This window comes from Streptomyces sp. NPDC060209, from assembly GCF_042728155.1.
Classification (GTDB): Bacteria; Actinomycetota; Actinomycetes; order Streptomycetales; family Streptomycetaceae; genus Streptomyces.
In genome coordinates this window covers 38,830-49,778 of record NZ_JBHWZS010000031.1, presented here as the reverse complement: position 1 = coordinate 49,778, position 10,949 = coordinate 38,830, and the positions used below count along the sequence as shown (strand labels likewise).

7 protein-coding genes are annotated in these 10,949 nt (G+C 67.2%); all 7 read right to left on the bottom strand.

Annotated features, from left to right (window positions below; genetic code table 11):
• Positions 1-38 precede the first annotated feature (38 nt).
• The 7 genes from ACFWFI_RS09380 to ACFWFI_RS09350 all read right to left on the bottom strand — a co-directional run bounded on the left by ACFWFI_RS09380 (position 39) and on the right by ACFWFI_RS09350 (position 10,761).
• Positions 39-1,181 carry an ABC transporter ATP-binding protein gene (locus tag ACFWFI_RS09380; protein WP_387387424.1) on the bottom strand — a complete coding sequence of 381 codons (1,143 nt, stop codon included), beginning with the start codon at positions 1,179-1,181 and terminating at the stop codon, positions 39-41.
• On the bottom strand, positions 1,174-2,232 hold the full coding sequence (locus ACFWFI_RS09375; RefSeq protein ID WP_387387423.1) for an ABC transporter ATP-binding protein: 1,059 nt from the start codon (positions 2,230-2,232) through the stop codon (positions 1,174-1,176). Before ACFWFI_RS09375 ends, ACFWFI_RS09380 begins: the two co-directional genes overlap by 8 nt.
• Positions 2,233-2,243: 11 nt before the next feature.
• Complete coding sequence (locus ACFWFI_RS09370) at positions 2,244-3,185, bottom strand: ABC transporter permease (protein ID WP_387387421.1); 942 nt, start codon at positions 3,183-3,185, stop codon at positions 2,244-2,246.
• A complete protein-coding gene (locus tag ACFWFI_RS09365) occupies positions 3,178-4,107 on the bottom strand; it encodes an ABC transporter permease (RefSeq protein WP_387387420.1) in 930 nt (309 codons plus the stop codon). Before ACFWFI_RS09365 ends, ACFWFI_RS09370 begins: the two co-directional genes overlap by 8 nt.
• Before the next feature lie 121 nt (positions 4,108-4,228).
• Positions 4,229-5,854, bottom strand: coding sequence for a peptide ABC transporter substrate-binding protein (locus tag ACFWFI_RS09360; protein WP_387387419.1), 1,626 nt, complete (start codon positions 5,852-5,854; stop codon positions 4,229-4,231).
• Between the two features lie 442 nt (positions 5,855-6,296).
• Positions 6,297-8,171, bottom strand: coding sequence for a translational GTPase TypA (typA, locus tag ACFWFI_RS09355; protein WP_387387418.1), 1,875 nt, complete (start codon positions 8,169-8,171; stop codon positions 6,297-6,299).
• 334 nt (positions 8,172-8,505) lie between these two features.
• Complete coding sequence (locus ACFWFI_RS09350; RefSeq protein WP_387387416.1) at positions 8,506-10,761, bottom strand: ABC transporter family substrate-binding protein; 2,256 nt, start codon at positions 10,759-10,761, stop codon at positions 8,506-8,508.
• Between the last annotated feature and the right edge of the window lie 188 nt (positions 10,762-10,949).

The window sequence follows — 10,949 nt, the reverse complement described above, 5'->3', positions numbered from 1 at the left end:
CCTCGGGGGCCGGGCGTCCTGGTCGGTCTTACCGAGCGCTACGCCGCGTGGACGACGTCCTTCTCCTCGGCGAAGTGGCAGGCCGACTCGTGCGCGGCGGGCGTGTCCGAGGCCTTGAAGCGCTCGGGGATCGCCAGCAGCGGCACCTCGGTGGCGCACTTGTCCTGGGCCTTCCAGCACCGGGTGCGGAAGCGGCAGCCCGACGGCGGGTTCGCCGGCGACGGGACGTCACCCGAGAGGATGATCCGCTCGCGGCCCTCGCGGGCGTCGGGGTCCGGGACGGGGACCGCCGACAGCAGCGCCTGGGTGTAGGGGTGCGTCGGGTGGTCGTAGATCTGCTGGTCCGTACCGATCTCGGCCATCTTGCCGAGGTACATGACGCCGACCCGGTCCGAGATGTGCCGGACGATCGACAGGTCGTGCGCGATGAAGAGGTAGGAGAGGTTGAACTCGTCCTGGAGCTTCTCCATCAGGTTGATGACCTGTGCCTGCACCGACACGTCGAGCGCGGAGACCGGCTCGTCGCAGATGATGATCTCGGGGTTGAGCGCGAGGCCCCGGGCGATCCCGATGCGCTGACGCTGACCGCCCGAGAACTGGTGCGGATACCGGTTGATGTACTCCGGGTTCAGACCGACGACGTCCAGGAGGTCCTGCACCCTCCGGCGCCGCTCGCCCTTCGGGGCCGCCTCGGGGTGGATCTCGAAGGTCTCCCCGATGATGTCGCCGACCGTCATACGCGGGTTCAGCGAGGTGTACGGGTCCTGGAACACCATCTGGATGTTGCGGCGCACGGCCTTCAGCGCACGGCCGGACAGCTTGGTGATGTCCTGGCCCTTGTAGAAGACCTCACCGGCGGTGGCCCGCTCCAGCGTCATGAGGAGCTTGGCGACCGTGGACTTGCCACAGCCGGACTCGCCCACGATGCCGAGCGTCTCGCCCTGGTAGAGATCGAACGAGATCCCGTCCACGGCCTTGACCGCGCCGACCTGCTTCTTGAACAGGATGCCCTGGGTCAGCGGGAAGTGCTTGACCAGGTTGCGCACCTGGAGGATCGGCTCGCCCTGCGAGACCGGTGCGTCCAGGGCGGCGACGGCCTCCGACTCGGTGGCCGCGTTGACCGTCGCCACTTCGGTGACGTTCGGGGTGGCGTCCACGGACTCCTTGTCGAGCTCAGCCATGGATCGTCTCCTTCCAGAAGTGGCAGGCGCTGCCGCGGCCGACCAGCTCGGTACCGTCCTGCTCGGTCACCGGGCGCAGCGCCGGGATGTCCGTACGGCAGATGTCCTGCGCCATCGTGCAGCGCGGGTTGAAGGCGCAGCCGGACGGCACGTGCAGCAGGTTGGGCGGCAGGCCCTTGATCGCGTAGAGCTCCTGGCCCTTCTGGTCCAGGCGCGGGATCGACTCCAGCAGACCCTTGGTGTACGGGTGCGCCGGGCGCTTGTAGATCTCGTGGACCGGAGCGGTCTCGACGATCCGGCCCGCGTACATCACGGCGATCTTGTCGGCGACGTCGGCGACGACACCGAGGTCGTGCGTGATCAGGATCAGGCCCATGTTGAAGTCGCGCTGGAGCTCCGCGAGCAGGTCCATGACCTGTGCCTGGACGGTCACGTCGAGCGCCGTGGTGGGCTCGTCCGCGATGATCAGGTCGGGCTCCAGGGCCAGCGCCATCGCGATCATGATGCGCTGGCGCATACCGCCGGAGAACATGTGCGGGTAGTCGTTGACCCGCTCCTTGGCCGCCGGGATGCGCACGCGGTCCATCAGCGCGATGGCCTTGGCCTTGGCCTCCTTCTTGGAGAGGCCCTGGTGCACGCGGAACATCTCGCCGAGCTGATAGCCCACGGAGAGAACCGGGTTCAGCGAGGAGAGCGCGTCCTGGAAGATCATGGCGATCTTCTGGCCGCGGATCTGCCGGCGCTCCTCGTTGGACATCTTGAGCATGTCCTGGCCGCGGAAGAAGATCTCGCCCTTGGGGATGCGGCCGGGGGGCATGTCCAGGATGCCCATGATCGCCTGAGCGGTCACGGACTTGCCGGAGCCGGACTCGCCGAGCACGGCGAGGGTCTCGCCCGCGCTGACGCTGTAGTTGACTCCGTTGACGGCCTTTGCGACGCCGTCGCGGGTGTGGAACTCCACGTGCAGATCGCGGACTTCGAGCAGCGGGCCGCTCTCGTCGTTCGAACCACGCGGAGCAGGAACATCCGCCGTCTTGTCGATGATGGTCATGTACGCCTCCCTCAGCGCAGCTTGGGATCGAGGGCGTTGCGTACCGCATCGCCGAGCATGATGAACGCCAGAACGGTGATCGACACCATGACCGACGGGATGATCAGAACGAACGCGGCGTTACGCAGCTGCTCCTGGCCGGAGGAGATGTCGACACCCCACGACACGGTCGGTTCGGCGAGGCCGATGCCCAGGAAGGACAGGGTGGCCTCGGCCGAGATGTAGCCGCCGAGCGCGATGGTCGCGACGACGATCACCGGGGCGATCGCGTTGGGCAGGATGTGCCGGAGCAGGATGCGGGTGGTCGAGGCGCCGAGCGCCTTGGCCGCCATCACGTAGTCGGCCTGCTTGATCGTCAGGACGGAGCCGCGTGCGACACGGGCGATCTGGGTCCAGCCGAGGAAGGCCAGAGCCAGGATGACGACCCAGATCTTGCGCTCCTCGAACGAGGTCAGGACGACCATCGCGCCGAGGATGAACGGGACGCCGAAGAAGATGTCGGTGACCCGGGACAGGATCGTGTCGATCCAGCCGCCGAAGTAGCCGGCGAGCATGCCGACCACGGTGCCCAGGATCGTGACGAGGGCGGTGACGACGACGGCGACGGTGATCGAGGCACGGGCGCCGTAGACGACACGCGCGTAGATCGAGCGCCCCTGGATGTCGTACCCGAACCAGTCCTCCTGGAAGAAGTTCCCCCACTTGGGCTTCTGCAGGTAGTGGTGGGCCAGGTCCGCGTAGCGCGGGTCGGCGCCGGTGAACAGGCCGGGGAATATCGCCATGATCAGCAGGAAGACGATCAGGACGGCCGAGACGACGAACAGCGGGCTGCGCCGCAGGTCGTGCCAGGCGTCCGACCACAGGCTGCGGGGCTTGCCGACCGGTGCGACGGCAGCGGGGGCGGCCACGGCCTCGGGCGTCTCCGCGGTGGTTTCCTTGAGCGTCTCAGGCATAACGGATCCTCGGGTCCAGGACCGCGTAAAGCAGGTCGACGACCAGGCTGGCGACGAGATAGACGATGACGATCAGCGTCACGATGCCGACGACGGTGGCGCCTTCGCGGTGCCGGAGCGCGTCGAAGACGTTGTAGCCGACACCCTTGATGTTGAAGATGCCCTCGGTGACGACGGCGCCGCCCAGCAGGGCACCGAGGTCGGTGCCGAGGAAGGTGACCACGGGGATCAACGAGTTGCGCATCAGGTGGACGCCGATGATGCGACGGCGCGGCAGCCCCTTGGCCACGGCGGTACGCATGTAGTCGGAGCGCAGGTTCTCCGCGACCGAGGTGCGGGTCAGTCGCGCGACGTACGCGAGCGACAGGGATCCGAGGACGACAGCGGGCAGGATCAGCTCACTCGCGTTCGCCTCGAGGCTCACGTTGGGTTCGACCCAGCCGAGCTGGAAGGCGAAGAAGTACTGGCCGAGGAAGCCCAGCACGAACGAGGGGACCGAGATGAGCAGGAGCGTCAGGACGAGCAGACCGCGGTCGCGAAGGGTGTCGGCCTTCAGACCCGCGAAGATGCCCATGGAGATACCGACGACGACCGTGAAGATGAAGGCAAACAGGGCCAGCCGGACCGTGATCGGGAATGCTTCCGAAATGATGTCGGCCACCGGTCGCCCACTGGCGATCTGTGTGCCGAAGTCACCCTGGAACAGGTTCACGAGGTAGTTCCAGTACTGGTGCCAGAGCGGCAGGTCGAGCCCGAGCTCCTTCTTCATTTCCGCGATCTGCGTCGGGTCGACTGCCTGTTCGCCGGCGAGTGCGCGCACGGGGTCGCCGGGCAGCGCGTACATCATGGCGAAGACCAGCAAGGTTGATCCGAGGAAGACCGGGATCATCTGGAGCAGTCGCCGCGCGACGTAACGCCCCATGTTTGCCTCCGATAGGGATAAAGCAGCCCAGGGGCCGCCCTCCGGATACGGAGAGCGGCCCCCCGGGACCTACTGCCTGGTGTGGGCGGCTGATGGCCGAGTGGGGGCCCTCAGGCGTGTGCTACTTGGCGACCGTGACTTCGGTGATGTTGTAGTCACCGTGGAAGTCGATGGTCACGTTGTCGACGGCCTTGGAGTAGCCACCGTTGGTCTTGTACTCCCAGAGCGGGATCGCCGGCATCTTCGTCAGGACGAGCTTCTCGGCCTCCTGGTAAGCCTTGATCGACTCGTCCAGGGTCTTGGCGTTGTCGCCCTTCTTGAAGGCCGCGTCGACCTCCTTGTCGGAGAACCGGCCGTTGTTGGCCTCGGCGGTGGTGCCGTACAGCTCCCGCATGAAGTTGACGTTCAGCGGGTAGTCGGCCACCCAGCCACCGCGGTACATCGACTTGACCTGGTCGTTGTCACGCGCTTCCAGGTCGGTCTGGAAGTCCGGCTTGGCGTCCGGGACACAGTCGACCCCGGTCGAGTTGCGGATGGACTCGCAGACCGCGGTCACCCACTCCTTGTGGCCGCCATCGGCGTTGTACTGGATCCAGATCTTGTTCTCCGGAACGCCGCCGCCCTCGGTGACGAGCTGCTTCGCCTTGGCCGGGTCGAACTTGAACACGTCGGTGCCCAGGTCCTGGTTACCGGCGACGCCCGGAGGCGTGAAGCTGGTGGCGGGCTTGCGGGTGCCGTTGAGCACGGTCTTGGTGATCGTGTCCCGGTCGATGGCCATCGACAGACCCTGGAGGACCTTCGGGTCGATGTCCTTGAAGGTCTTCGAGTAGAAGGTCGGGACGAGCGACTGGATGGCCGCGTACGGCTCGTCGATCGCGCGGTCACCGAGGTCCGTCTTGTACTTCGGCAGGTCCTTCGGGCCGACCTGGCGGATCATGTCCAGGTTGCCGGAGAGGAGGTCCTGGTACGCGGCCTCGACGGTCGCGTAGTTCTTGAAGAGGACACCCTTGTTCTTGGCCTTGTTCGGGCCCTGGTAGTCAGGGTTGGCCTTGACCTGGATGAGCTTCTTGTGGTCCCACTTCTCGAAGATGTAGGGACCGTTGCCGACCGGAGCCTGACCGAACGCCTTGGTGTCCTTGTAGAACACCTCCGGCAGCGGCGCGAAGGTCGCGTAGCCGAGCTTGTACTCGAAGTACGGGACGGCCTCGTTCAGCTCGATCGTGAAGGTGGTGTCGTCGACAGCCTTCAGACCGGACATCTCCGTGGCCTTCGGGTCACCCTTCTCCGGGTGGACGTCCGCGTAGCCCTTGATGTCCTCGAACCAGAACGCGTTCTGCTGGGCGTTCTTGACGTTGGCGTACCAGTTCCACGCCTTGATGTACGACTCGGACGTGACGGGGGTGCCGTCGTGGAACTTCCAGCCGGACTTGAGCTTGACGGTCCACGTCTTGGAGTCGGTCGTCTCGACGGACTCGGCGTTCGTGTAGACGATCTTGCCGTCCGCATCGAAGTCGAGCAGCTGGGTGAAGATCGACTGGATGACGTAGCTGCCGAGCGACTCGTTGGTGTCGGCCGGGATCAGCGGCTTCTGCGGCTCGCCGACGTCGATGGAGACGTAGCCCGCGGGCTTGCCCTTCTCCGTCGACGCCTTGCTGTTGTCGTCACTGTCGCCCCCGCCACAGGCAGTCGCGGCCAGGGCGATGATTGCCGCTCCCGCGACCCACTTGGCGCTCTTGGCACCGCGCATGGGTTTCCTCCTCATGAGTCCACTTTTGACTTCAAGAGGGGCACTGGAGAGATCCACCGACACCCCTGACGGCGATCGTTTGCAGTGCCCCGAGTGTGCTCGTGAGTCCGCACTCCCCACAGTGCGTCGACCCATTGACCCGAGCTCAATGGAGCCAACTATTAAGGAACGCCGGGCTGTAAACCACACTTAAAGGGTCTCGGTTTGACAACATCGAGAAGCCATGGTTGCCCGAAATCCGGACAAAGTGATCCCAGACAGACACCCCCGAAACGGACCGTTAACACATGTTCCGGAGAGCGACGCACGATATACGGACACGTCGGTCAGGAAAATGAGTTGACGAAAGGCCCGGACCCCCACAGTGTCTGCGGGGGTCCGGGCCTCATGTCAATGGCTCGTTCTGACGGTTCGTCGGCCGGAGCGGACGGTCGCGGTCAGGTCAGCCGTTCTTCGCGCGCGAGGCCGTGCGGCCACGCTGCTTCTGGTCCAGGACGACCTTGCGGATACGCACGGTCTCCGGGGTCACCTCGATGCACTCGTCGTCGCGGCAGAACTCCAGGGACTGCTCCAGCGAGAGCTTGCGGGCCGGCACCACGTTCTCCGTGGTGTCGGCGGAAGCCGCACGCATGTTGGTGAGCTTCTTCTCCTTGGTGATGTTCACGTCCATGTCGTCGGCGCGGGAGTTCTCGCCGATGATCATGCCCTCGTAGACCTCGGTGCCGGCCTCGGTGAAGATGACACCGCGCTCCTGGAGGTTGACCATCGCGAACGGCGTCACCGTGCCCGAACGGTCCGCGACCAGCGAGCCGTTGTGACGGGTGCGCAGGTCGCCGAACCACGGCTCGTGGCCCTCGAAGATGGAGTGCGCGATGCCCGTACCGCGGGTCTGGGTCAGGAACTCCGTGCGGAAGCCGATGAGGCCGCGGGAGGGCACGATCCACTCCATGCGGACCCAGCCCGAACCGTGGTTCGTCATCGTCTCCATGCGGCCCTTGCGGGTCGCCATCAGCTGCGTGATGGCGCCGAGGTGCTCCTCGGGCGAGTCGATGGTCATGCGCTCGATCGGCTCGTGGGTCTTGCCGTCGATCTGCTTGGTGACGACCTCGGGCTTGCCGACCGTCAGCTCGAAGCCCTCACGGCGCATCTGCTCGACGAGGATGGCCAGCGCGAGCTCACCGCGGCCCTGGACCTCCCAGGCGTCGGGACGCTCGGTGTCCAGGACGCGGAGCGACACGTTACCGACCAGCTCGCGGTCGAGGCGGTCCTTGATCTGGCGGGCCGTGACCTTGTGGCCCTTGCCGCCCTTGCCGACCAGCGGCGAGGTGTTCGCGCCGATGGTCATCGAGATGGCCGGCTCGTCGACCGTGATGAGCGGCAGCGCGATCGGGTTCTCGGGGTCGGCCAGGGTCTCGCCGATCATGATGTCCGGGATACCGGCGATGGCGCAGATGTCGCCCGGACCGGCCATCTCGGCCGGCTTGCGGGTGAGCGCCTCGGTCATCAGCAGCTCGGTGATGCGGACGTTGGACATCGTGCCGTCGCGCTTGATCCACGTGACGGTCTGGCCCTTGCGCAGCTCGCCCTGCTCGACACGGCACAGCGCGATACGGCCGAGGAAGTTGTCGGCGTCAAGGTTGGTGACGTGGGCCTGCAGCGGGGCGGCCTCGTCGTACTCCGGCGCGGGGACCGTGGAGAGGATCGTCGTGAAGAACGGCTCCAGGCTGTCGCTGTCCGGCGGGACGGTGCCGTCCTCGGGCTTGGTCAGCGAGGCGACGCCGTCACGGGCGCACGCGTAGACGATCGGGAACTCGATCTGGTCCTCGTCGGCGTCCAGGTCGAGGAAGAGGTCGTAGGTCTCGTCGATGACCTCGGCGATGCGGGAGTCCGGCCGGTCCGTCTTGTTGATGCAGAGGATGACCGGCAGCTTGGCGTCGAGCGCCTTGCGCAGCACGAAGCGGGTCTGCGGGAGCGGGCCCTCGGAGGCGTCGACCAGCAGGACGACCGCGTCCACCATCGACAGACCGCGCTCGACCTCGCCACCGAAGTCGGCGTGGCCGGGGGTGTCGATGATGTTGATCGTGATCGGGTCCCCGCCGTCCTTGGGGTGATACTTCACCGCCGTGTTCTTGGCGAGGATCGTGATGCCCTTCTCACGCTCCAGGTCGTTCGAGTCCATCATGCGTTCGTCGAGGTTCTCGGCGGCGTGGGCGGCGAACGCGCCGGCCTGCTTGAGCATGGCGTCGACCAGCGTGGTCTTGCCGTGGTCGACGTGGGCGACGATGGCTACGTTACGGATGTCGTGGCGCGTGGGCATGGGTGGCTTGCGCTTCTCTCGGATCGTGGGATCAGGCGTCTCAGTCGGTCTCGAGTCCTCGTACGCCCGCCGGGCGGCACGCCACGGCTAGTCCAATGGTACGGGCCCGACGGGTCCGGGGCTTCCCGGCCCGATCCCCCGGACAGGACTACAGCCACAATTCAGCCGATATTCAGCCGGTATTACGTCATCATCCAGCCGGTGAGAGGCCGGACGGCAAGGGGTGTGAGAAGACGAGCAGCCCGGGTCAGGGCGGACACCACCTTGCCCGCCGGGGACTCCGGCGGGCAAGGGAATTGAGCTGTATCTGAGCTTCGAATGTGGCCTTGACCTGCTACTTCTTCCGATTCGCGGGGGAACCTGCCGCTTGGCGCCCGGTGAATCCGATGTCCTCGTAGCGAGGTGCGGCGAAGCCGAAGGCACCGATGTTCGCCAGCTTCTTGTCGACGGCGACCAGCTGTGGCCTCTGATACAGCGGAATCGATCCTGCGGCGGCCCAGATCCGGGCGTCGGCCTGCTTCAGCAGGTCCCTCGACGCCTTGGCGTCGAGTTCGGCGACCGCCCGGTCGAAGAGCTGGTCGATGTGGTCGGAGCCGACCCGTGTGTAGTTCTGCGCGACGAGCAGCGAGCCGTCGGTGGCGGGCTCCGGCTTGGCGAAGATCGGACGGCCGTCGGTCGCCGGGTAGGCGGTGGCGGGCCAGGAGTACAGCGCCATGTCGTAGTCGCCGGAGGCGATGTGGTCCTTGAAGTAGCTGTCGTCGTCGACCTTGGTGACCTGCGTGCTGATGCCGATCGAGTCCAGCATCTCGACGATCTTCTCCCCGACGGTGCGCAGCGACTGCGATCCGGGGCCCGATGGCAGGACGAAGCGGAGGCTCAGCGGCTTGCCGCCCTTGCCGAGGCGGTCCTTGACCGAGGCGGGGGCCGGGGCCGCCGTCCCCGCCGGGGCGTAGGCGCCCGCGGCGCCGCCGGGCTGCTTGTCCTGGGCGGTGACCTCGGAGCCGCCGGCGGAGCGGTCGCCCGGCTTGTCGTCGCCGACGGTGTACGTCCCCTCGTCGCGCGAGGTCTTGTCGTCCTTCTCGGCCTTCTCCGCCTTCTCGGCCTTCTCGTCCTTCTTCTCGGTCGCCTTCTCCTCGGCCGCTTCCTTCTCCTCGGCCGGCTTCTTGCCTTCGGCCTTCTTCTCAGCCTCGCTGCCGGCCTTGGTGTCCTCGGTCTTGCGGACGGCTCCGCCCGGGGTCCATCCCGCGTCGGCCAGCAGCGCCTGCGCCTCCTTGGTGTCCTGCTCGCCGAGTGCGCCGCTGCCGTCCTTGTAGCCGGGCTGCCCGGCCAGGGCCAGGTGGCTGCCGGGCGGCTTCGCGGGCAGGCCGAGCGGCTTCAGGACCGCGTCGGCGAGCTCCTGCCGGTTCAGGGTCCGGGCGATGGCGCGGCGCACCCGGTCGTCGGAGAGGGGCCCGGACTCGCCGTTCAGCGCGAGCTGCGTGTAGGCCGGCTCCAGGGACTTGCGGACGGCGAAACCGCGCAGCGACTTCTGCTCGGCGGCGTACACCGCGACGGCTTCCCGGTTCTTCTCGCGGGCGGCCTGGGCGGTCTCGGCGGCCTCCTCGTCCGAACCGTGGGCCAGGGCCCAGGAGCGCAGGGCGGCGGCCGGGGTGATGTCCGCTCCCGGGCCGTGGGCGGGCTGCTGGCCGTTCCCGCCGCGGTAGCGGGCCGCGAGGGCGATGCTGTTCGCGGTCGCCGGGTCGATGTCGGCGACGTCCACCGTGCCCTCGGTCAGCGCGTCGGTAAGGTCGCCGGGCTCGACGGCGCGGAAAACCAGGGATTCGAGCTTGGCCTCGTTGCCCCACCAGCGCGGGTTCCGGTCGAGGACGACCGTCCCCTTGGGCTTGTTCACGCTGCGCAGCCGGAACGGTCCTGCGGTGTTCTTGAGGGTGGCCCGGGCGCCGTCGTTGAAGGTGCCGGGGGACCCCGTCACCTCCTTCGGGTACAGCGGCGAGAACAGCGAGCGCCAGTCGGCGTACGGCTTCGAGAACGTGACCCGCACCTGCAGATCGTCCTTGCCGCGTTCGATCTTCTCGATCCGCTCGTAGCCCGCGTTGCGGGCCGTCCAGAAGGCGGAGTCCTTACCGCTCAGCGCGCGCCACTGGGCGACGAAGTCGGGAGCCCCGATCTCCCGGCCGTCGCTCCACACGGCCTGCTGGTTGAGCTTGTAGAGGACGACCTGCTTGGGCTCCTGCTCGATGACCTTCGCCGACTCCAGGTAGTCGGGGTTGAGCCTGGGCTCCCCCTTGGCGTCCATGGGGAAGAGCGAGGGCAGCAGGGCGCCGGTGATCCGCGTGGTCGCACTGTCGGCGTCGGCCTGGAAGGCATTGAGGGTGGCGGGGACCGCGTCGACCGCCCAGGTGAGGGTGGAGCCGTCGGTCACCCGGTCCCGGGCGGCCGGGGCGATGTCCTGCGGGACGGCCACCGGGGTGGGGCCCTCGCTGTCCGAGGTGCAGCCCGCCAGCACCGGGATCGTGAGCACACCTGTCGCCAGGAGCGCGACCGAGCGGCGCTTTCGGGCCGTCCCGCGTGGGACGCCGACGTGGGCCATGGCTGATACCTCCGGGGCCGGCCCGGTCCACCCCGTACCGGAATGGACCGGATGATTCGTACTGGTGGCATTTGCAGTTGATCAGACTGATTCGCTGATCCACTGAACGCACGTGTACGCGCGAGGGGAGGCAGACACGGCCGGTGGGGCCGCGGAAGTCACCCGAGCGGCCCCGGTGCCGGCCCGGC